This window comes from Streptomyces sp. NPDC107517, from assembly GCF_055582645.1.
Genome location: NZ_JBVJPM010000003.1, coordinates 318,064 through 338,918 on the forward strand (window position 1 = coordinate 318,064; position 20,855 = coordinate 338,918).

Genomic DNA, 20,855 nt, shown 5'->3' on the forward strand with positions numbered 1-20,855 from the left:
AAGGGCGTCCCTTCGGAACATCACCTGGGAGACCTACCGTGAACGACCGGCGACTGCGACGGCCTTCGGCCGTGTGTTCTGTGCAGGTGGGTGAGCTGAAGGTCAGTTACGTGCCGGACGGCGCCATGCTGTTCAAGCCGCCCGAGCCGCCCCGGGCTGGGGGCGGTGGCGCCTATCTCAACGACACCGCTCATCTCGTCGCCAACACCGGCGGGCTGCTGGTCCAGTTCGGCGGGCGGGCGCTGCTCATCGACGCGGGGTTCGGTCCGCACTCCGTGCCGGAGGACCCCGAGCACCCGTACATCGGCGCAGTGCACGGCGGTTCGCTGCCCGACAATCTGGCGCGGCTCGGAACACGACCCGACGAGATAGAGGTCGTGGCCTTCACCCATCTGCACCGGGACCACATCGGCTGGGCGTGCGCGGATCCGCCGGTCTTCACCACTGCCGCGTTCGCGGTGCCGAAGAGCGAGTGGGAGAACCGGCATCAGGTGGCGGGGCCGGCCGCCGGGGCGCCGGCCGCGCTGGAGCGGCGGCTGCGGCTCGTCGTCCCCGGCGAGGAGATCTTCCCGGGCGTGCGCGCGCTGGCGCTGCCCGGCCACACCGTGGGCCACACCGGCTTCATCATCACCTCGCGGGGCCGCCGCCTGCTCGCGTTCGGGGACGCGCTGCACTCGCCGCTCCAGGTGCGCCACCCCGAGTGGTTCACGGTGTCGGAGGGCGACCCGGCCCGGTCGGAGCACCACCGGCGCCGGCTGATCGGCGAACTGCAGCAGCCGGGCACCCTCGGCTTCGGCATCCACTTCGCGGACGTCGTCTTCGGCCGGGTCGTCCCGGACGGGGAGGGGGAGGGCGCCGACTGGCTTCCCGTGTGACGCCGCGCCAGGACCGGTAGCGGTCAGGAGCCGTACAGGACAGGGCACCCGTACAGGCGCCCGTACAGGACAGGACCCGTGCAGGACGAAACCCGTACGGGACAGGGGCAGTACGCGCTTTCCCTCCGGGCCCGTGGACCTCTTGTCGCCCTCGGGCTCATCTGCTTGACTCCGCCCGCCAGCACGCCAACTCACCGGCGGAGGAAGCCATGGAGATCACCCGCAGACGCCTGCTGTCCGCCCTGTCAGCCGCCGGTCTCATGACGGTGGTCCCCACCGGCCGGGCGAGCGCCGCCGACGCGGCGGCGGACAGCGCGCGGCTCCTGGCCAACACCGTGGAGATCTTCGCCGGGAGCGCCGAGTCCAACGCCCGGCCGGAGACGGCCGCGAAGCGCGCCGCGATCGACAAGGCCGCCCGCGCGAACCTGAAGTCGATGGACGCGGCGGGCCCCGGTGAACTCTTCGCCGGGCTCGTGCTCGGCACCGACGAGGGCAGACTCAACACCGCGTACAAGCAGTTGTACGAGACAGCCCTCGCGACGCGCGCGCCGGGCGCGGCCCCCGACCTGGACGGCAGCGCGACGGTGCAGCGCCGCGTCATCGACGGTCTCGCGTGGCTGCACGAGCGTTACTACGGCGACCAGTCCAAGGGCTACTACGGCAACTGGTTCTACTGGGAGATAGGCCTCTCCCAGTACATCAGCAAGACCCTCGTCCTCCTCGCCGACGAGGTGAAGGCCTACCGTCCGGACCTCCTGCGCACCTACGTCGCCTCCATGGACGCGTACCTGCGCAACGGCACCGACGGCGACGTGAACCTCGACTCGCGCTTCCACACGGGCGCCAACCTCGCCGACATCACCACGAACCGCATCCTCCAGGGCGCCCTCCTCGTCGCGGACGGCGGCGGCGCCCCCGACGGCGAGGCCCGTGTCCGCAAGGCCCTCACCGACCAGCTCACGGTCTTCGCGACGATCGACCCGTACGCCCTCGACCACGGTGTCACGGACGGGTACTACGCCGACGGCTCGTTCATCCAGCACGCCTCCGTCGCCTACACCGGGTCGTACGGGAAGGGCCTGCTCACGCGGGTCGTGCAGACCCTCAAGATCCTCGACGGCACCGGCTTCGCGCACGGCGGGGAGCTGGTGCCGACCGTCGTGGGCTGGGTGCGAAACGGCTTCGCGCCGCTCATCTTCGAGGGCTGGATGATGGAGATCGTCAAGGGCCGGGCGGTGTCCCGCCCGGACACCGGCTACACCGACGTCGCGATCGTCGTCGAGGCGGTCGTGGATCTGGCGTCACTCGCGGACGATCCGGCGGGCACCGACGCCACCGCGCTGAAGAGCTACGTCAAACACATCCGGGCCACCTCGCGCGCCGCCCTCGACCCGTCCTCGTTCGTCTCGCCGGTGAGCATCACGCGCTACGCCGACATCACCGGCGACGCGTCCGTCCCCGCCGAGGACCTCAACCCCGCGGCGCGCACGGTCGCGTTCAACTCCATGGACCGGACCGTGCACCGCAGGCCGGGCTACGCCTTCGCGCTCGCCCGGAGTTCGAGCCGCATCAGCAAGTACGAGTACATGAGCGGCGAGAACCTCATGCCGTGGTTCCAGGGCGACGGCGCGTACTACCTGTACCTGTCCGGCCAGGACCAGACGCAGGCGTACGGCGTCGACTACTTCACGGCGGTCTCGCCGTACGCGCTGGCCGGCGTCACCGCGCCGGTCGAGGAGCGCCGCACGGTCCCCGAGCTCTACGGGAAGCCGTACTACGACAACCCGGGCCACCCGCTGAACTTCACGTCGTCGTCCGAGTCGCAGAACCGTTACGTCTACTTCCCGTGCGGCACCGGCCCGCACTCGGGCGGCGCCGTGCTCGGCGCGTACGGCGCGGCCGCCATGGTGCAGTCGGACGACGTCCCCTACCGGGACAAGCAGAAGGGCATCCTGCCCGACGACTTCGTGGTCTACCGCAACGCGACCGCGACGAAGTCGTGGTTCCTGTTCGACGACGAGATCGTGGTCCTCGCGGCCGGTGTCGGCGACGCGGCGGGGCGGGCCGTGACGACGACCGTCGACTCCCGCACGGCCGCGCCGGACGACCTGACCACGGTCACCGGAGCGCTGCGCGACGGCCGCCCGTGGTCCGGTCCGGGCACCGGCGACCTGCACTGGCTGCGCTACGCCAACACGACCCGTGGCACGTCGCTCGGCTATGTCTTCCTCGACGCCCCGCGCGTGCGGGTCTCCCTCGACGAGGTCACCCGCAGCCGCCGCGTGGTCCGCACCTCGAACCCGGACACGGCGGTGACCCGCGAGGTCCTCGGCGTGACGGTCGACCATGCGGCGGGGGCCGAACCCGCTTGCCTGGCCTATGCGTTGGTGCCCAATGCGGCGGCGGCCGCCCTGCGCTCGTACACCCGTCACGACGGCCCCCTGACCGTCCACGCGAACACACCGCGCCTCCAGGCCGTCACCCACGAGGGCCTCGGTCTGACCGCCGCGAACACCTTCACGCCCGGCCGGCACGAGACCGCGGGCCTGCGCGTCGAGGGGCCGGCGTCGCTGCTGGTGCGGCGCGGGCGGCGCCACGGCGACCCGACCACCGTCGCGGTCGCGGACCCGACGACACAGCGCGACACCGTGAGCGTCCTGCTCCACGGGAGCCCACTCGGCCCGGTCACCGCGGACCCGCAGGTGCGGGTGTCCCGCGTCCCCGGCGGCACCCGCCTGGACGTGGACACCCGTCACGCGTACGGGCGGAGCTTCAAGGTGACGCTGCGCTAGAGGGAGGGGTCACGCCGCCGGGATCCGGTCCAGGAACCCCCGCACCGTACGGATCCGGCCGTCCTCGGCCAGCGAGATCACGTCGGATCCGGCGACGGGCGCGGAGCCGTCCGCGACGGACACCAGCCAGCCAGGTCGGACGAGGGTCCGGAGCCCGGGAGGAGTGCGCCGCCCGGACTCCGGATGCCTTCAGCCTGCCGGGCGGGCGGACCGGGGTCGATTACGCCGGAGGTAATGCCGCAGCGGCCCGGTTCACCCATGCTGTGGTCGGACAGAACCACCGCACAGAACCAGATGTGTTGTTCATCGTCAGTGCTCGGGAGGCCAGGATGTTCGTCCCGTTCGGGGCCCTTGATTTTCTGGAACGTGCCGCCACCGTCTACGGGGACCGGATCGGAGTGGTCGACGAGCCGGTCCAGCCGGCCGAACCCTGGGAGGATCTCACCTACCGCCGGGTGGCCGAGCTGGCACGGGCCCAGGCCGCCGGGCTCGACGCGCTCGGGGTGCCGCTCGGCGCGCGCGTCGCCGTCGTGTCGCCGAACAGCGCGCGGCTGCTGACCTCGTTCTTCGGGGTCAGCGGCTACGGCCGCGTCCTCGTGCCGGTCAACTTCCGCCTCACCGCGGAGGAGGTGAGCTACGTGGTCGCGCACTCGGGCGCCGACGTCCTCCTCGTGGACCCCGAACTGACCGACCGCCTGGCCTCGGTCCCCGCCAAGCACCGCTTCACCATGGGGGCGGCCACCGACTCCGAGCTCTACCGCTTCGACGCGGACCCGAGCGACTGGACGCCCGACGAGAACGCCACCGCCACGATCAACTACACGAGCGGCACGACCGCCCGGCCCAAGGGCGTCCAGATCACCCACCGCAACATCTGGGTCAACGCCGTCACCTTCGCCCTGCACGCGGGCGTCACCGACCGGGACGTCTATCTGCACACGCTGCCGATGTTCCACGCCAACGGCTGGGGCATGCCGTTCGCCATGTCCGCGCTCGGCGTGCGCCAGATCGCGCTGCGCAAGGTCGACGGCGCCGAGATCCTGCGCCGTGTCGCCGAGCACGGCGTGACCGTGATGTGTGCCGCGCCCGCCGTCGTCAACGCCGTCCTGGACGCCGCGCGCTCCTGGAAGGGCGCGATCCCGGGGCGCGACCGGGTCCGCATCATCGTGGCCGGGGCGCCGCCGCCCACGCGCACGGTGGCCCGCGTCGAGTCCGAACTCGGCTGGGAGTTCATCCAGATCTACGGCCTCACGGAGACGTCGCCGCTGCTCACGGTGAACCGCGGGCGCGCCGAGTGGGACGGGCTGGACGCCTCCGCGCGCGCCGAGAAGCTGGTACGGGCCGGGGCGCCCGCGCTCGGCGTGACGCTGCGCACCGACGAGGAGGACGAGGTGCTCGCCCGCTCGAACGTGATCCTGGAGGGCTACTGGGAGCAGCCCGAGGAGAGCGCGAAGGCCCTCGCGGGCGGCTGGTTCCACACGGGCGACGGCGGCACGGTCGGCGAGGACGGCTATCTGACGATCAGCGACCGCAAGAAGGACGTGATCATCACCGGCGGCGAGAACGTCTCGTCGATCGAGGTGGAGGACGCCCTCTTCAGCCACTCCGGCGTCGCGGAGGTCGCCGTCATCGGCGTCCCGGACGAGAAGTGGGGCGAGACGATCAAGGCCCTGGTCGTCCGGTCCCCCGACGCGACGGTCACGGAGGACGAGCTGATCCGCCACTGCAAGGCTCGCCTGGCCGGCTTCAAGGCCCCCACATCGGTGGAGTTCCGCGAGGAACTGGCCCGCACGGCAACCGGAAAACTCCAGAAGTACAAGCTGCGGGCGCCGTATTGGGAGGGCCGGGACCGGGGGGTGAACTGAGCGGCGCCCGGGCGCCGCGGGGGCCCCGGCCTCTCCTGAGTTCCCGTCATCCGCGCACCCGGCGGCGGCCGGTGCGTGCGCGCGCAAGGCGCCCGGGATGTCCTCGTACCGGAGCTGCCAGGGCATCCCGGCGCCCCGCGAGCGTGCGTGCCGGCCGCCGTCGTCCACCCGGGCGGACGACCCGGGGTGCCCGCGTACCGTCCCCTCGGCAGAGTTACCGGCATGGAACCCCACTACGGCACGGTCCCGCTGGTTCCGGGGGCCGAGGCCCTGCCCGAGTTGGACATCCCGCATCCGGGGCGGCAGAACCGGCTCTTCGTGCTGGTGCGGCTCCTGCTGCTCCTGCCGCATCTCGTCGTGCTCGCCCTGCTGTCGGTGGGGGCGTTCTTCGCGGCGGTCGCCGGCTGGTTCGCGGCGCTGCTCATCGGGCGGCTGCCCGGTCCGGTCGAGCGGTACCTCACGGGGTTCCTCGGCTACGACACCCGCGTGAACGCCTGCGCGATGCTCCTCACCGGCCGCTATCCGCCCTTCGAACTCGGCGAGCCGATGGGCTACCCGGTGCGGGTGCGCGTGCTCCAGTCCGTGCACCTCAACCGGCTGGCCGTGTTCCTCCGGCTGCTCCTGGTGATCCCCGCGGCGCTCGTCGGGGCGATCACCACCGCAGGCTGGTGGGCCGTCTCCGTGCTGTCGTGGCTCGTCGTGCTGCTCCTCGGCCGGACGCCGCTGCCGCTGTTCGAGGCGACGGCCGCGGTCCTGCGCTACCGGATGCGGCTCGGCGCGTACCTGCTGCTGCTGACCCCCGCCTACCCGAAGCGGCTCTTCGGCGACCAGTCGGCGCCGGACGCCGTCGTCGGCACCATCGCGGGCCCGTCCCCGACGCGGCCCCTGTTCCTGGGGACCGGAGCGAAGATCCTGGTCGGGGCGTTTCTCGTGCTCGGTCTCGTCGGCGGGGCGGTCAACGGCTCCCGCTACGGCGCGGACGGCTCCGCCGCCGTACAGGCTTCGCTGCCCGGCTTCTGATCACCCCCGGGCCCACCCGGGGCCTGTGACCAATGGCATGACAAAAGACCTGTTCCGGGGCGCTATGCCCCGTTTACGGTGGAGCGCATGTCTCCCCTGGCCCGCATCAGCACCTCGTACACCCCGCGCTTCGCGGAGTTCGCGTTCGAGCCCGGCTTCACGGCCGCCGTCGACCAGCATGTCGCGGAACTGCGGGACAAGCTGGAGGCGGGCGGGGGCGCGCTGCTGCCGCAGGCCCCCGACCGGGAGGTCCTCTCCGACTACGCGCTCGGCTTCCTCGACGCCCTCGCGGAGAACGGCTGGCGCGAGCCCGTGGGCCACGACTACGCGGTGTGCCGCCTCACCGCCATCAGCTGGCTGGTGAGGCGGCACGGTCTCGCGTAGGGGAGCCCGAGGGCGCGCGTCACATGTCGTCGGTGCGCTCGCGCTCCTGGACGGGCTGGTTCGTCAGCGCGTCGTCGCGGCCCGCCTGGTAGGCGGAGATGCCGCGGGCCTTGGCCGTCTCCCGCTCGGCGCTGTTCAGCATGCGCTCCCAGCGCTGCCGCATCGGGACGATGAGACCGCCGCCCACCCCGACGACGACGATGCCGACGGCGGCGGCGAGCGCCGCGATCAGGACCGGCTGGGTGACCGACGTGGCGATGCCCGCCTGGCCGAGCGCGGCGATCACACCGAGCGCGACGATGCAGGCCCACACGATCGTGCCGATGGTCCTGCCGTACGAGACCGCCGACAGCGAGTTGGTGACGATGTCGCGCACGACGTTGGCGATGGCCATGGCGACGACGACCAGGACGATCGCGACGACGGCGCGCGGCAGCCAGGCCACGATGCCGTTGATCATGTTGCTGACGGGGTTCGGCCCGAAGACGCCGAGTGCGATCTGCAGGGTGATCAGCAGCAGCGCGTAGTACACGACCTTGCAGACGATCCCCGTCATGTCGTACTTGGAGCCCTCCAGCATGCGGGCCGCGCCGGAGCGCTCGGCGAGTCTCTCCGAGCCGACCTTGCGCAGGACCCGGTCGAGCACGCGGGCGATCATCTTCGAGAGGAACCAGCCGATGGCCAGGACGATCAGGAAGCCCACGAGCTTCGGCACGAACTGGGCGACCTTCGACCAGGCATCGTTGAGGCCCGATGTGAAGTCCACGGCGAGTGGGGCGGTGTCGGTGAGGTGGCGCATGAGTGGTCCTCCACTCGCTGGGGCCCGTACGCGCTGGCGCGCCGGGCGGTCAGGCCCCCCACAGACAGCGGTGATGTGCTCCTTCGTGGATATCAGCGCCCGAATGGACGCGGCCCGTGGGCCGCGTCCATTCGTGTGACAGACGGCGGTCAGGCTGCGAGGCCGTCCGTGTCCTTGTAAGGGACGCCGCCCTTCGCCACGAGCAGGACGTTCTCGGGCTTGCCGAGGGAGGCGATGTCGGTGAGCGGGTTGCCGCGCGCGATGACGAGGTCGGCCCGCTTGCCCGGCTCCAGCGTGCCGATCTCGTGGGCGAGGCCGAGCAGCTCCGCCGCCTCGGACGTCCCTGCGAGGATCGCACCCATCGGGGTCATGCCGGACTCGACGAGATGGGCGAGCTCACGCAGGTTCGTGCCGTGCGCCGCGATGCCGCAGTCCGTGCCCATGGCGACGCGCACACCGCGCTCGATGGCGTGCGGGATGTGCCGGCGCGCGACCGCCTGCCAGTGCTTCTTCTTCGCGTACGCCCAGCTCGCGGCCTTCAGCGGGTCGGGGTCGGTGTTCGCCGTGGTCAGCGTCGGCACGAGGAACGTGCCGCGTTCCAGCATCAGGTCGATGGCCTCGTCGTCGATCTCGTAGCCGTGCTCGACGCTGGCCACACCGCCGCGCACGGCGTTGAGGATGCCGCCGCGGCCCTGCGCGTGCGCGGCGACCCGCTTGCCTCGGTGGCCCGCGGCGATCTCGGCGCCGTTGCCGGTGCTGGAGCCGCCGGTCCAGCGCTCCACGTCCCACGGGTTGCGCGGTACGGGGAAGGAGTGCGCCGGGTCGGGGCGGCCCATCGCGTACTCGGCCATGGTCGTCTTGCCGATGACCACCGCTCCGGCCGAGCGCAGGCGCATCACGGCCGGGGCGTCGAGTCCGCGCCACAGGCCGGGGTCGTGGGCCGGGCTCTGCGCGGTGACCGGGCCCTCGGCGGCGGCGAAGTTGTCCTTCACGGCCACGGGCACGCCGTGCAGGGGTGCGCGCTCGCCGGCCGGCAGCGCGTCCGCCGCCCGTGCGGTGGCGAGCGCCTGCTCGGGGAAGCGGGTGACGAAGATGCCGAGCAGCGGGTCGAGCCTGTCGGCGTCGGCGAGCGCGGTGGTGACGAGCTCACGGCTGCTGACGGCGCCGGTGCGCAGGGCGTGCACCGCACCACTCAATGTTTCGAACGGCTGTTCGATGCAAGACATGCGACGCTCCATGCGATGACACCTCCAACGTCTCGGCGTGGCCGGTTCCGAACGATGGGGCGATGCTATTCAGACGCCATTCGGACCGGCAGAATTGCTCTTCTGTGGCATTCACGTAGATCAAATGCAGGGATATGTCACACGGCCGTCAGGCCGCCTCGCGCCGAGGAGAAGGAGCCGACCCTGCATGGCCGAAACGCCCACCCGCACGCCCGCCCGCACCCCGGACCATCTCGACGAGCTCGACCTCGCCTTGGTCAACGCCCTGCAGATCGATGCGCGCGCCCCCTGGACCAAGCTCGCCGCCGCCCTCGACGTGGACGCGGCCACCGTCGCCCGGCGCTGGGAACGGCTGCGCTCGGCGGGCCTCGCCTGGGTCACCGCGTACGCGTACGACGTCGGCGGCGGGGCGCTGGTCGAGGTCGACTGCGCGCCCGGCCAGGACGCGGCCGTCGCGGCCGTCCTGTCCGAGGACCCGAAGGTCGTCACCGTCGAGCACACGGCGGGCGGCCGCGATCTGCTCGTCACCGCCATGACGCCCGACTTCAGCGCCCTGTCCGCGTACATCGTCGACACGCTCGGCGCCGTCCCCGGCGTCACGTCCTCGCGCGCGCACCTCATCACCCGCAGCTACACCGAGGGCAGCATCTGGCGCCTGCGCAGCCTCACCCGCACCCAGCAGGAGGCCCTCGCCGCGTCCCGCCGCTCCGCCGGCGGCGCCGCCCCCTACCTGGCGGACCACCGCGCCCTGGTGACCGCGCTCGGCGAGGACGGCCGCCTGCCCGTCGGGGAACTCGCCACGCGCCTCGGCGTCAGCGTGAACACCGCGAGCCGGCGCCTGGGCCGGCTTCTCGACTCGGGCCGCCTGGTCCTGCGCTGCGACCTGGCCCGTTCCCTGTCCGGCTCCCCCGTCTCCGTCACGTTCTTCGGGTCCGTACCGCCCGAGCATCTCGACGCCACGGCCCGGGAGTTGGCGAAGCTCCCGGAGATCCGGCTCTGCGTGGGCACCGCGGGGCCGCAGAACCTGATCGCCACGGTCTGGGTCGCGTCCCTGCTCGACGCACAGCTCCTGGAGGTCAAACTCGCCGGCAGACTCCCCCACCTGCGCATCGCCGACCGGGCCGTCGCCCTGCGCGCCGTGAAGCTGATGGGGCGGCTCCTGGACGCCGAGGGGCGGGCCGTGGGGTACGAGCAGGTGGATGTCTGGGCGTAACCACCCGCCGTCCACGGCGTGTTCGCTCCGCGCGCCCCTGCCTGACTGCCACAGTGACCAGGTACAGAATCACCCGTTTCGCGCGTTTCATCAGATTCGTTCGTTACGCCGGTCTCTCAGGGAGTGTGGCGAGCATGGCCCACGTACACGTGATCCTCAATCAGAAGGGCGGCGTGGGTAAGTCCACGCTCGCCGTCAACCTCGCCGCCGTGACCGCGGACGTGCTGGGCGCGGGGACCGAGGGCGGCCGGCCGCCCGTCGTCGCCGTCTCCATCGACCCGCAGGGCTCCGCCGTGTGGTGGTCGGAGCGCGTCGGCGGCGGCCTCCCCTTCGACTTCGTGCAGGCCCACGACGACCTGTCCGGGCTGGCCGCGCTCTCCCGCATCCCCTCCGCCCAGCACGTGTTCGTCGACACCCCGGGCTGGCTCGACCTCGCCGAGTCCGCCGGCGAGGACCCGCTCGGCAAGGGCGCCGCCGCGGACGCGCTGCGCGCCGTCCTGTCCAACGCCCACGACGTGATCGTGCCGATCGAGCCCGAGCCGCTCGGCTTCCAGCCCACACAGCGCACCATCGAGCGCGTCGTGAAGCCGCGCGGCCTGCCCTACCGCGTGGTCATCAACAACTGGGACCCGCGCGACGGCAAGGCCGACCTGGAGCAGACGCGCGCCTTCGTCGAGGCCCAGGAGTGGCCGCTGGCCCGTACGGTCGTACGGCACTACAAGCTGCACACGCGCGCCTCCGCGGACGGCCTCGTCGTCACCCAGTACGGCGCGAACCGCGTCGCGCTCCAGGCCCGCGAGGACTTCTTCCGCCTCGCCCTGGAAGTGGGCCTCGCCGCGATCCCGGCCCCCGCCAAGCGCTCCGCGAGCAGCAGCCGTACCAGTACGAAGAAGAGCGCGCAGCCCGCGGCGGCCAAGGGCGCGAAGGCCAGGAACGCCGGGAACACCAAGAACGACAAGACCGCCAAGAAGGTGAACGTCTGATGGGGCGCCGTACCGATCTGTCCTCCCTGCTGTCCTCCTCCTCCGCCGCCGCCCCGGCCGCGGAGCCGTCGCGGTCAGGCGCCGAGCCCGTCGCCCGCGACGCCGCGCACCCCGTCACCGTCGCGCTCGCCGACCTCGCCGAGAACCCCGACAATCCGCGCCACGAGCTGCGCGACCTGGACGGGCTCGCCGAGACCGTGCGCGAGCGCGGGGTGCTCCAGGCGCTCGGAGTGGTCCCCCGTGCCGTGTTCGTCGCGGCGCACCCCCACCACGAGGAGGCCGTGGGCCGGGCCCCCTACGTCGTCCTGCACGGCCACCGGCGGCTCGCCGCGGCCCGGATGGCGGGCCTGGACGAGGTGCCCGTACTGGTGCGCGAGGACGCGTCCCGCACCGACGAGGACGCCCTGATCGAGAACGTCCAGCGCGACGACCTCACCGAGCTGGAGCAGGCCCAGGCCATCCAGGGGCTCATCAAGAGCTACGGCTACTCGCAGCGCCAGGTCGCCGCCCGCATCGGCAAGACGCAGGGCTTCGTCTCGCAGCGGCTGTCCCTGATGAAGCTGCGCGAGGACATCCAGGAGGCACTGGCCGACGGACGCGTCTCGGTCGAGGACGCCCGCCGCATCGCCCGCCTCCCCCAGGAGGAACAGGCGCTCCCCGGCGACACCGGCGCACCCCCGCCGACCGTGCCGAAGGCCCGGCGTGATTACGGCGTAATCAAGATCGACAGCCGGGGCACCCCGGAAGAGGTCGTCGAGTCCCTCCGCCGCCATCTCGCCCCCGCGGCGCTCGACCGGATCCTGGAACTCCTCGCCCGCTGAGCGCACCCGCGGGGCGGCCGGGAACCGGGTGGCGGGGGGATTCCTCTACCGTTGCCTGAGAATGCGCCACGGAGAGCAGTCATCGCACATGTCCACTGGACCGGTTCCCACCCTCGACCCCGGCGTCGCGGTGCCCGCGGAGGCCGTCGCGCCGCTCATGCGCGGCATCGACGTGCTGCGGCGGCTCACCGACGCCGGCGGCACCCTCAGCCTCAGCGAGCTCGCGCGGGCGACCGGCCTCGCCCGGTCCACGGTCGACCGGATCTGCGCGACCCTCGCGCACATGGGTTGCCTGCGCCTCGACGGGCGTGACGCCACGCTGGCGCCGCCGCTGATGGCCGTGGGCAACGCGTATCTGGGCGCCCTGCGGGTGCCCGCGCTGCTCGGGCCGCGCGCCGAGCGGCTCGCGGACGAGCTGGACGAGTCGGTGTCCCTCGCGGTCCCGGACGGGGACGGGATCCGCTTCGTGCACCAGGCGACTCGGCGCCGCGCCATGTCGCTGAGCTTCCGCATCGGCGACCTGCTGCCCGTCGAACGCACCGCGCCGGGACCGCTCTTCGCGGGCGCGTGGGACGAGGACATGTGGGCGCGGTGGCGGGCCCGGCGGGCGGCGGATCCCGAGGACCGCGGGTTCCCCGCGGTGCCGCCCCGTCAGGAACCGGAGAAGGAGCGGTTCGAGGAGCGCGTGGCGCACGCCGGGGCCGTCGGCTGGGCCCTCGACGACCAGCTCATCGAGCCCGGCCTCGTCGCGCTCGCCGTGCCCGTACGGGGTCCCGGGGGCGCCGTCGCGTGCGTGGTCAGCGTCGTCAGCCACACCAGCCGCCACACCGCCGCGTCCCTGCGCGAGGCGATGCTGGGACGGCTGCGGGCCGCTGTCACGGAGATGGAGGAGGCACTGCGCGAACCGGCACCGGACAGCCCTGCGCCGGGTCCGGCACCGGACGCTCCCGCGCCTGCGGGAGCGCCGGCCGGAGCGCCGGCCGGAGCGCAGGCGAAGGGGCCCGACGCCGCCTGGGCCGCCGAGGCCAAGCAGCGGCTCGGGCGGGACTTCGTCGAGTCGTTGGCGCGCGGGCTCGCCGTGCTGACCGTCTTCGGGGCCGGGCGGGCCGAGCTGAACCTCACCGAGATCGCCGCGGCGACGGGCCTGGCGCGGGCCACCGCGCGCCGCGCCCTGATCACGCTGGAGCACCTCGGATACGTGGCCTCGCGCGGCCGGGACTTCCGGCTCACGCCCCGCGTCCTCGCCCTCGGCTTCCCGCCCCTGTCCCATCTGACGCTGGCCGAGATCGCCACGCCCCACATGCGGGCGCTCTCCGCCGAGCTGCACGACTCGGTGTCCCTGACCGTGCTCGACGGCGACGACATCCGGTACACGGCGCGCGTCGCGACGAGCCGGGTGATGAGCGTGAACATCTCGGTCGGGACCCGCTTCCCCGCCTTCGCCACGTCCATGGGCCGGGTCCTGCTCGCGGGTCTGGCCCCGGACGCGCGGGCCGCGTTCCTCGCCCGCGCCGACCTGACTCCCCTCACCCCGCGCACCGTCACCGGCGCCGGCCTGCTCGGCGCGCTCCTGGACGACGTGCGGCGACAGGGGCACGCGCTCGTGGACGGGGAGCTGGAGGAGGGGCTGCGCTCCGTCGCCGTACCGGTGCGCGACCTCGCCGGGCAGGTCGTCGCCGCGGTGAACGTCGCCACGCACAGCAGCCGCCGCGACCTGGCCCGGGTCACGGACGAGGTCCTGCCCGCGCTGCTCGCCACGGCCTCACGCATCGAGGCCGATCTGCACGTCGCCGGGCGGTTCGCCCGTATCCCCGCGGCATAGAGCGGCAGAGCGACAGAGAACCGGCCGCGATGTTGCGGATCGGAAGACGACGGAGGTCAATGGAAGGCGGGGGGAAAGGCAGAAAGGAGCCGTCATGGCTCACGCGGCACCCGCCTCAGGAACCTCCGGCATGCGCTCCATGGCGGCCGGCTCCAGGCTCTCGATGAAGCTCTCTCTCCTGCTCGGCGTCGTCTACGGCATCTGGGCCGCGGGCATCCGCCGCGACGCCGGCCCGAGCCCGATCACCACGGGCAACGTCCTGTTCGGCGTCCTGACGGGCGTCATCGTCGCCGTGGTCACCTTCGGGGTCCACCGGGCCTCGTTCCGGCTGCCGCGCGAACTGCGCGCCGTCACCTGGGCGGCGTGGGCCGGTATCGCGTTCGGCTATCTCTACAGCCTGACCGACGCCTCGGTCCTGCGCTCCACGATCATGGCCCTGACGGTCGCCGTCGCTGTGTTCGCGACCATGTTCTACCGCTACTACACCCGCGAGGACTGACCGGCCGGGAACCCCCCGTTCGGTCGAGCCCGCCACCGCGGAAGCCGCCATCTGCCCCGCCCCCGCTGGCGCTCCCTGCCGCCCGCCCGTTGCCTGGGAGGGTGATGCGAAGAGCCCTGTCCGTCGTCCTGCTGACCCTGGCCTGCCTGCTCGTGCCGCTCGGCACGCTCTCCGTCTGGGCGAAGTACGAGGTCGGGGACAGTGACCGGTACGTCGCGACGATGGCTCCGCTCGCCGCGGAACCGGCCGTGCGGGGCGCGGTCGCCGACGCCGTCACGAACGCCATCGTGCCGCAACTCGACGCGGGGCCGATCCAGTCGGCCGTGGACGCGTTCGTGCGTGACGCCGTGCGGTCCTTCACCGGCACCGACGCCTTCCAGAAGGCGTGGAACACGGCGAGCCGGGCCGCGCACGACGCCGTGCAGCAGGCCATCGACGACGGCACCGAAGGCCCGGTCACCCTCGACCTCGCGCCCGTCACCGGGCAGGTCAAACAGCAGCTCGGCAACGACGGCGTGCCCTTCGCCGACCGCATCCCCGTCACGCACACCTCCATCACCGTGATCAGCGCGCGCGACCTCGACCGGCTGCGCCCGTCGCTGCACCTGCTCCAACGGGCGGGCCTGTGGCTCCCGTTCGCCGCGGTCGCCTCCGCCGCCGCGGGCCTCGCGCTCGCCCGGCGCCGCCGCCGGGCCGTGACCGCGACCGCGCTCGGTGTCGCGGTGGCCGCGGGAGCGCTCCTCGTCGCGCTGGCGACGAGCCGCTCCGTCACCCTCGACAACCTGCCCTCGGACGTGGACCGCTCCGCGGCGGGCGCGGCCTACGACGCCCTCGGCTCGTCGGTGAGCACCGCGTCCTGGTGGACCGTGAGCGCCGCCCTCGCGGTGGCCGTCCGCGCCTGGCTGCCGGAGCACCTGCGCCGCAGAACCCCGCCGCGTCCTCCGGCCCATCCGGTTCCTCCCGAAATGCGGCCCGACGCTTCCCGGGTGAGCATTCCAGTGACACCGAGGAGGACTGATGAGTGAGACTCCCACTTCGACGCCGCCCCCCGACCCCGATGCGGGCCACGGCGTCTGGTCGGACAAGCACCGCTCCCCCGGGCCCGACCCCACCAGGGGTGACGGCGCGGGCAACGAGTGGGCGACGAGCGGCGCGGTGTTCGCCGGCGTCCTGATGATCGTCAGCGGCATCCTGGGCATCCTGAACGGCATCGCGGGCATCGCCAAGGACGACGTGTACACCCGCATCGGCAACTACACCTACGGTTTCGACCTCACCACGTGGGGCTGGATCCACCTGGTGCTCGGCGTCATCGTCACGGTCACCGGCTTCGGCATCCTCAAGGGCGGCGACTGGGCGCGCGGCGTCGGCATCGCCATCGCCTCGCTGTACGTCATCGCGTACTTCATGTTCCTGCCCTACGAACCCTTCTGGTCGCTCATCGCGATCGCGATCGGCGTCTTCGTCATCTGGGCGCTGGCCACCGAGGGTCCCAGGCGCCCCGCCCGCGCCTGAAGCGGGCAACCGTTCCCCGGGCCTCCCCGTCTTTGAGGAAGGATTCCGGCATCCGGCGCCGGAGGGTGCCGGAGCGAGCGGAAGGCGGGCCAGGGCCTTGGAGCATGTGACGCAAGCGCCCGGCCCACCGCCGGTCCTCCCCCACGACGACCGGGACCGCAGGCCGGGCCGCACCGTGGCCGCCTGGACCGCGGGCCTTCTCCTCGCCGGCGTCAGCGCGGTCGTGGGCTGCCGGATCGCGGACGTGGACGGGGTCACCCCCGTCCCGCAGCTCCTGGCGTTCCTGCCCTGGCTCCTCGCGCCGACGGGCGCCGCGCTGCTGCTCACTGTGCTCGCGCGCTGGCGTATCGGCATGGTGTGGGGCGTCGCGGCGCTCGGCGCCCTCGCCTGGTACATCGAGCCGTACGGCAAGGACGTCGACGCGAGCGGGCCGCCGGTCGCCGATGTGCGGGTCCTCACCTCGAACGTCCGGTTCGGGCACGGCACCGAGTCGCTCGTGGGCGCGGTGCGCCGCGAGCGGCCCGGCCTGGTCTTCGTCGAGGAGTGCGATGAGGGGTGCCAGGACACCCTGCGCCGTGAGCTGCCGCGCGCCGACTTCCCGTACCGGCAGGCCGTGGAGGCGGGAGGCTCACAGGGGTCGGTCATTCTGAGCCGGTATCCGCTCAGGGCCGCCGCGGGCGTCCCGGGGACCATGGGCATGCCAGGCGCCGTCGCCGATGTGAAGGGCCACGGCGTGCGGCTCCAGCTCGCGCACCCGATGCCGCCGCTGCCCCGGCAGGTCGGCCTGTGGCGCTCCGAACTGGGCGAGCTGCGCGACTTCGCCGCCGCGGGCCGCTCGCAGCCGACCATCCTGGCCGGGGACTTCAACGCCACGCAGGACCACGCCGCGTTCCGCCACATCCTCGACGCGGGCCTGCACGACAGTGCCCGCCTCGCCGGGAAGTCCCGCGCCCCGAGCTGGCCCTCGCGCTTGCGCCCGCCGCTCGGCACCCAGATCGACCACGTCCTCGTGAGCGAGGACTTCTCCGCGCACTCCGCCCGCTTCGTCGAGCTGGCCGACACCGACCACCGCGCCCTCCTGGTCGACCTGACGATGCACCGGCCGGCGGCGTCCTGAGCGGCCGGGCCCCGTAGCGTTCAATGGACGGCATGCGCCCAGAGTCCCCGGCCCGCCATCTCGCGCCACCCGACTGGCTGGTCAGGACCCTGCGTCCGCACCCCGCGCCGGTCCCCTGGGCGGCCGTCGCGCGCGCCGGCCTCGCGCTGTCGCTGCCGCTCGCGATCGGGCTCGCCGCCGGGCAGCCCGCGTACGGGGCGCTCGCCTCCATGGGCGCCCTGTCCGGCGTCATCGGCGACACCGCCGACGCCTACCGGATGCGGATCCTCAACATCGCGGTCCCCCAGCTCTTCGGCGCGGTCGGCGTGACGGTCGGCACGCTCGTGTACGGGCAGGGCTGGGTCGCCGTCGCCACCGTCACGGGCGTGGCACTGGTCTCCGGGATGATCTCGACGATCGGCGCGGTCGCCTCGGTGTCCGGGCTGCTGCTCCTGCTCAACTGCGTGATCGGCGCCGGGCTGCCCCTGCCGGGCGAGTGGTGGCTCGCGCCGCTCCTGATGACGGGCGGCGGACTCCTCGTCCTCGCGCTCGCGCTGCTCGCCTGGCCGCTGCGGTCCGGGGTGCCGGAACGCGCGGCCGTCGCCACCACGTACCGCTCCGTCGCGAACCTGCTCGCGTCGGCGGCCGACCCCGAGAACTACGCCGAGACCCGCTACGCCGTCACCCAGTCCTTCAACCAGGCCTACGACCTCGTCCTCGCCCGGCGCGCCCTCGCCCACGGCCGCAACCCCGAACTGGTGCGCCTGCTCGCCCTGTTGAACGCGCTCACCCCGATCGCCGAGTCCGCGCCCGCCGCCCACCAGCACGGGGTGCCGCTCCCCGCCGCCGTCCCCGACGCCGTACGACGCCTCGCCGACGCGGTCGACACCGGCAGCACCGACGCCGGGCCCCTCGACCTGCCCGCACCCGAAGGACCCGCCGCCCGCGCCGTCGACCACGCGGTGCGGCACGCCGCCGGCCTCGTCACCAGCAAGAACACGGACCCCCACCGCGCCCTCGCAGTCGACCGCCTCGGCCGCCCCGCCGTCCTGCGCGTGCGCACCGTCCGCGCCGCGCGCAAGGTCGTGCTGTCCGGCGCCTCCTGGCGCTACGGGCTGCGCCTGGCCGTGTGCATCGGCATCGCCCAGGTCCTCGTCTCGACGGTGCCGGTCCCGCGCTCCTACTGGGTGGCGCTGACCATCACGTTCGTCCTCAAGCCCGACTTCGGCTCGGTGTTCTCGCGGGCCGTCCAGCGCGCGCTCGGCACGGCGGTGGGGCTCGTCCTCGCCACGGCGGTCCTCTCCGTGGTGCCCCGCGGGTGGTGGGACGTGCCCGTGCTGATGGTCCTCGCCGCGCTCATCCCTGCGCTCACCCCGCGCGGCTACGGCTATCAGACCGCCGCCATCACGCCGGCCATCCTGCTGCTGTCCGACACCCTCAACCACCAGGGCATCGGGCTCGTCCTGCCACGGCTCCTGGACAGCCTCATGGGCTGCGCCATCGCGCTGGTCGCCGGATATCTGCTGTGGCCCGAGAGCTGGCACACCCGCATCGGCGACCGGCTCGCCGACGCCGTCGCGGACACCGCGACATACGTGGACCACGCGTTCGGGGCGTCCGCGGACCCGGACGTCCCGGCCGCCCGCGCGCGGATGCGCCGCCGGCTCTACCGCGATCTGTCCGTCATCCGTTCCGAGTTCCAGCGCGCCCTGACCGAACCGCCTCCCACCGGCCGCCGCGCCGCCGCCTGGTGGCCGCTCGTCGTCGCCGTGGAACGCATCGTGGACGCCACGACCGCGGCGCGGGTCAGGGTCAAGGAGGGGGCGCCGACGCCGGGGCCCGCCGAGGTGGCCCAGGCGGCGGAGCAACTGCGTGAGCTGGCACAGGGGCTGCGCACTTCCGACGTCCTGAGGGGGGTGCGCGCCGACTTCAGCGAGGCGGACCGCGACGGGGTGCTGGAACCCGTACGCCAGGAGGTCGCCGCCGCCCGCGCCATCGCCTCACCGCACTGACGCCGGCACGCGGATGCGGGCCGCCCCGGGGAGGGGACGGCCCGCATCGGTGTGGGGGGTTGCTCCGGTACCTTCAGCCGGTGACGGCCGGCCGGTGCTGTTCAGCCGGAGACGGTCAGCCGGTCTTGGCGGACTGCTTCAGCGACTTCATGGCCTTGGCGAAGCCGTTGGCCCACAGCTGGTCGACGCGGGACCTCTCGTTCGCGTCCGGGTTCGGGTTGGTGCAGGACGGGCCCGGGCCGCCGCCCGACATCAGCTCGCTGCACGGCCCCTCGTAGTGGTCGGGGAGCCCGAGGACGTGACCGGTCTCGTGCGCGGTGACACGGGTGGAGTCGTACTCCTGGTTCTGCGCGTAGTCCAGGAAGACGTAGCCGCTGCCGTGCCCGTCCGTCGACGCGTACGAACCGCGCGGGTCGTTGCCCTCGCGGTAGGAGAAGTCGCCGCCGCCCGAGGACGCCTGGAGCTTCACGTTCGACACGGAGGAGTTCCATATCGACGTGCTGTTGGCTATCTGCTGCGCGAAGGACGGGGCGCCCGACGCGTCGTACGTGACGGTGACCGACGCGGCGTGCGGGTGCGCGGCGCGCTTCTCCGCGACCGACTTCAGCACGGCCTGGAAGAACGCCTTGTTGGCGGCGGCCTCCTCGGCCGAACCCGCGTAGTGGGTGTAGCCGGCGCCGACCGGGGCCGGGGCGGCGGACGCGGGGGCCGCGGTGGCGAGCGCGCCGGCGGCCAGGGCCATGCCGGCCGCGACCGAGGCGTAGCGCAGGGAGAGCTTCATGTGGGGGGCTCCTCCTCGTTCCGTGAGTGGGGGTTACGTGAACGGTTCGGTACGAGGGAGAGTGTGGTGGCGCACGAGGCCCCTGGGGATGATGGCAATTGGCGATAGGACGGAGCTATCACCCGCCCAACTCGCCCGTTTCGGTTCGCATTTGGACGTCTGGTGCGACGTCTGTGACCGCCTTACGCTCGATGCCCATGGAGCTCGAGGTGAGGCACCTGCGCGCGCTGTGCGCCATCGACGACACCGGGAGCCTGCACAAGGCGGCCCGTCTGCTCGGCATGACCCAGCCGTCGCTGTCCACCCAGCTCAGGCGCATCGAGGACACGCTCGGCGGCGCGCTCTTCGCCCGGGAGCGCACCGGGTGCCGCGCGACCCCCCTGGGCCGCGTCGTCCTGAACCGCGCCCGCCCCCTCGTCGACGGCATGCGCGCTCTCGTCACGGAGACCAGGGCGGCCGGCGCCCTCGCCGCCGGCGGTCCCCATCTGCGGATCGGCTCCACGGCGAGCCGGGCCATACCGGGCTGGCTGCGGCGGCTGCGGCAGCGCGAGCACCCGTCCGGCGGTGAGCCCGCGCTCCGTATGGACGTCTCGGCGAACACCCTGCTCCGGCTCGTCGGTGACGGCCGGCTCGACGTGGCGTTCGTGCACGAGGTCGAGGGCAGCCCGCTGCGCGTCCCACCGGGCCTGCGCTGCCGCGTACTCGTCGAACGCGAGCCGCAGTACGTGTCCCTGGCCGCCGACCACCCGGCAGCGCGCCGCCCCGTCGTGCGCCTCGCCGACCTCGCGAACGACCGGTGGATGGTCGACCCCACCGTGGACGGCGAATGGCACGGCCTCCTGCGGGTGCTGCGTGCCGCCGGGCTCAACCCCCCGATCCTGCACGGCGACTACCTCACGGCGGCGTCCCTGGTCGCCACGGGCGAGGTCGTCACCCTGTGCCAGCCGACGTCACGGGCCCGCCCCGACATGGCCATAAGACCCCTCGACGGCGACCCGATCGGCGTACGCCTCGTCCTCGCCGCCCGCACGGAGGCCGAACTCGACGCGGTCTACGGCGACTTGGAGGACGCCTACTGGGAAGCGGCCCGGCAGGCACCCGCGTATCGCGAGCGCCTGCCGGACGCGGCAACGGCCTGAGGCGGCCCCCGGC

General features: G+C 73.0%; 18 protein-coding genes and 1 pseudogene. 15 read left to right on the forward strand and 4 right to left on the reverse strand.

Annotated features, from left to right (window positions below):
• Positions 1-86 precede the first annotated feature (86 nt).
• Positions 87-875, forward strand: coding sequence for an MBL fold metallo-hydrolase (locus tag ACZ67T_RS09225; protein ID WP_469982689.1), 789 nt, complete (start codon positions 87-89; stop codon positions 873-875).
• Positions 876-1,084: 209 nt separating this feature from the next.
• The gene (locus ACZ67T_RS09230; protein ID WP_469982690.1) at positions 1,085-3,667 is read left to right on the forward strand and encodes a polysaccharide lyase family 8 super-sandwich domain-containing protein; all 2,583 of its coding nucleotides are present in this window, start codon (positions 1,085-1,087) and stop codon (positions 3,665-3,667) included.
• Positions 3,668-3,676: 9 nt separating this feature from the next.
• Here the strand turns inward: ACZ67T_RS09230 and ACZ67T_RS09235 are convergent.
• Positions 3,677-3,808, reverse strand: a pseudogene (locus tag ACZ67T_RS09235) (nuclear transport factor 2 family protein); the annotation flags it as partial.
• A 188-nt stretch (positions 3,809-3,996) separates the two neighbouring features.
• Between ACZ67T_RS09235 and ACZ67T_RS09240 the strand changes: the two are divergent.
• The 3 genes from ACZ67T_RS09240 (at position 3,997) to ACZ67T_RS09250 (ending at position 6,936) form a co-directional block, all read left to right on the forward strand.
• A complete protein-coding gene (locus ACZ67T_RS09240; RefSeq protein WP_469982692.1) occupies positions 3,997-5,532 on the forward strand; it encodes an AMP-binding protein in 1,536 nt (511 codons plus the stop codon).
• Between the two features lie 222 nt (positions 5,533-5,754).
• On the forward strand, positions 5,755-6,552 hold the full coding sequence (locus ACZ67T_RS09245; protein WP_469982693.1) for a DUF4389 domain-containing protein: 798 nt from the start codon (positions 5,755-5,757) through the stop codon (positions 6,550-6,552).
• Positions 6,553-6,639: 87 nt separating this feature from the next.
• On the forward strand, positions 6,640-6,936 hold the full coding sequence (locus tag ACZ67T_RS09250) for a DUF6401 family natural product biosynthesis protein (RefSeq protein WP_469982695.1): 297 nt from the start codon (positions 6,640-6,642) through the stop codon (positions 6,934-6,936).
• A 19-nt stretch (positions 6,937-6,955) separates the two neighbouring features.
• On the opposite strand, the gene ACZ67T_RS09255 is transcribed toward ACZ67T_RS09250, so the two are convergent.
• Positions 6,956-7,735 (reverse strand): mechanosensitive ion channel family protein, encoded by a 780-nt coding sequence (locus ACZ67T_RS09255; protein WP_469982697.1) that lies wholly within the window; start codon positions 7,733-7,735, stop codon positions 6,956-6,958.
• A gap of 149 nt (positions 7,736-7,884) precedes the next feature.
• Entirely contained in the window at positions 7,885-8,961 is a 1,077-nt protein-coding gene (locus tag ACZ67T_RS09260; RefSeq protein WP_469982699.1) for an amidase family protein, read from the reverse strand.
• Between the two features lie 187 nt (positions 8,962-9,148).
• Here ACZ67T_RS09260 and ACZ67T_RS09265 point away from each other — a divergent pair, with 187 nt between their 5' ends.
• The 9 genes from ACZ67T_RS09265 (at position 9,149) to ACZ67T_RS09305 (ending at position 18,922) form a co-directional block, all read left to right on the forward strand.
• Entirely contained in the window at positions 9,149-10,174 is a 1,026-nt protein-coding gene (locus ACZ67T_RS09265; RefSeq protein ID WP_469982700.1) for an Lrp/AsnC family transcriptional regulator, read from the forward strand.
• 134 nt (positions 10,175-10,308) lie between these two features.
• A complete protein-coding gene (locus ACZ67T_RS09270) occupies positions 10,309-11,157 on the forward strand; it encodes a nucleotide-binding protein (RefSeq protein WP_469982701.1) in 849 nt (282 codons plus the stop codon).
• Positions 11,157-11,978 carry a ParB/RepB/Spo0J family partition protein gene (locus tag ACZ67T_RS09275; RefSeq protein ID WP_469982702.1) on the forward strand — a complete coding sequence of 274 codons (822 nt, stop codon included), beginning with the start codon at positions 11,157-11,159 and terminating at the stop codon, positions 11,976-11,978. The genes ACZ67T_RS09270 and ACZ67T_RS09275 overlap by 1 nt, the downstream gene beginning before the upstream one ends.
• An 88-nt stretch (positions 11,979-12,066) precedes the next feature.
• Positions 12,067-13,800 (forward strand): IclR family transcriptional regulator domain-containing protein, encoded by a 1,734-nt coding sequence (locus ACZ67T_RS09280; protein ID WP_469982704.1) that lies wholly within the window; start codon positions 12,067-12,069, stop codon positions 13,798-13,800.
• Between the two features lie 94 nt (positions 13,801-13,894).
• Complete coding sequence (locus ACZ67T_RS09285; protein ID WP_469982706.1) at positions 13,895-14,299, forward strand: hypothetical protein; 405 nt, start codon at positions 13,895-13,897, stop codon at positions 14,297-14,299.
• A 104-nt stretch (positions 14,300-14,403) separates the two neighbouring features.
• On the forward strand, positions 14,404-15,324 hold the full coding sequence (locus ACZ67T_RS09290; RefSeq protein ID WP_469982708.1) for a hypothetical protein: 921 nt from the start codon (positions 14,404-14,406) through the stop codon (positions 15,322-15,324).
• Positions 15,317-15,814 (forward strand): DUF7144 family membrane protein, encoded by a 498-nt coding sequence (locus tag ACZ67T_RS09295; protein WP_469982710.1) that lies wholly within the window; start codon positions 15,317-15,319, stop codon positions 15,812-15,814. The genes ACZ67T_RS09290 and ACZ67T_RS09295 overlap by 8 nt, the downstream gene beginning before the upstream one ends.
• A gap of 106 nt (positions 15,815-15,920) precedes the next feature.
• On the forward strand, positions 15,921-16,931 hold the full coding sequence (locus tag ACZ67T_RS09300; protein ID WP_469982712.1) for an endonuclease/exonuclease/phosphatase family protein: 1,011 nt from the start codon (positions 15,921-15,923) through the stop codon (positions 16,929-16,931).
• A gap of 32 nt (positions 16,932-16,963) precedes the next feature.
• The gene (locus ACZ67T_RS09305) at positions 16,964-18,922 is read left to right on the forward strand and encodes an FUSC family protein (protein WP_469982713.1); all 1,959 of its coding nucleotides are present in this window, start codon (positions 16,964-16,966) and stop codon (positions 18,920-18,922) included.
• Positions 18,923-19,037: 115 nt separating this feature from the next.
• Here ACZ67T_RS09305 and snpA read toward each other — a convergent pair whose 3' ends face one another.
• Complete coding sequence (gene snpA, locus ACZ67T_RS09310) at positions 19,038-19,703, reverse strand: snapalysin (protein WP_469982715.1); 666 nt, start codon at positions 19,701-19,703, stop codon at positions 19,038-19,040.
• 197 nt (positions 19,704-19,900) lie between these two features.
• Between snpA and ACZ67T_RS09315 the strand changes: the two genes are divergently transcribed.
• Positions 19,901-20,842: a LysR family transcriptional regulator gene (locus ACZ67T_RS09315; RefSeq protein WP_469982717.1), complete on the forward strand. Its 942-nt coding sequence runs from the start codon at positions 19,901-19,903 to the stop codon at positions 20,840-20,842.
• The last annotated feature ends 13 nt before the right edge of the window (positions 20,843-20,855 follow it).

Excerpts from the sequence above, each read along its gene's own strand:
- ACZ67T_RS09270 (WP_469982701.1), top strand. The coding sequence starts at position 10,309 with ATGGCCCACGTACACGTGATCCTCAATCAGAAGGGCGGCGTGGGTAAG.
- ACZ67T_RS09230 (WP_469982690.1), top strand. The coding sequence starts at position 1,085 with ATGGAGATCACCCGCAGACGCCTGCTGTCCGCCCTGTCAGCCGCCGGT.
- ACZ67T_RS09305 (WP_469982713.1), top strand. The coding sequence starts at position 16,964 with ATGCGCCCAGAGTCCCCGGCCCGCCATCTCGCGCCACCCGACTGGCTG.
- ACZ67T_RS09265 (WP_469982700.1), top strand. The coding sequence starts at position 9,149 with ATGGCCGAAACGCCCACCCGCACGCCCGCCCGCACCCCGGACCATCTC.
- ACZ67T_RS09245 (WP_469982693.1), top strand. The coding sequence starts at position 5,755 with ATGGAACCCCACTACGGCACGGTCCCGCTGGTTCCGGGGGCCGAGGCC.
- ACZ67T_RS09315 (WP_469982717.1), top strand. The coding sequence starts at position 19,901 with ATGGAGCTCGAGGTGAGGCACCTGCGCGCGCTGTGCGCCATCGACGAC.
- ACZ67T_RS09280 (WP_469982704.1), top strand. The coding sequence starts at position 12,067 with ATGTCCACTGGACCGGTTCCCACCCTCGACCCCGGCGTCGCGGTGCCC.
- ACZ67T_RS09255 (WP_469982697.1), bottom strand. The coding sequence starts at position 7,735 with ATGCGCCACCTCACCGACACCGCCCCACTCGCCGTGGACTTCACATCG.
- ACZ67T_RS09250 (WP_469982695.1), top strand. The coding sequence starts at position 6,640 with ATGTCTCCCCTGGCCCGCATCAGCACCTCGTACACCCCGCGCTTCGCG.
- ACZ67T_RS09275 (WP_469982702.1), top strand. The coding sequence starts at position 11,157 with ATGGGGCGCCGTACCGATCTGTCCTCCCTGCTGTCCTCCTCCTCCGCC.
- ACZ67T_RS09285 (WP_469982706.1), top strand. The coding sequence starts at position 13,895 with ATGGCTCACGCGGCACCCGCCTCAGGAACCTCCGGCATGCGCTCCATG.
- ACZ67T_RS09295 (WP_469982710.1), top strand. The coding sequence starts at position 15,317 with ATGAGTGAGACTCCCACTTCGACGCCGCCCCCCGACCCCGATGCGGGC.
- snpA (WP_469982715.1), bottom strand. The coding sequence starts at position 19,703 with ATGAAGCTCTCCCTGCGCTACGCCTCGGTCGCGGCCGGCATGGCCCTG.
- ACZ67T_RS09260 (WP_469982699.1), bottom strand. The coding sequence starts at position 8,961 with ATGTCTTGCATCGAACAGCCGTTCGAAACATTGAGTGGTGCGGTGCAC.
- ACZ67T_RS09240 (WP_469982692.1), top strand. The coding sequence starts at position 3,997 with ATGTTCGTCCCGTTCGGGGCCCTTGATTTTCTGGAACGTGCCGCCACC.
- ACZ67T_RS09290 (WP_469982708.1), top strand. The coding sequence starts at position 14,404 with ATGCGAAGAGCCCTGTCCGTCGTCCTGCTGACCCTGGCCTGCCTGCTC.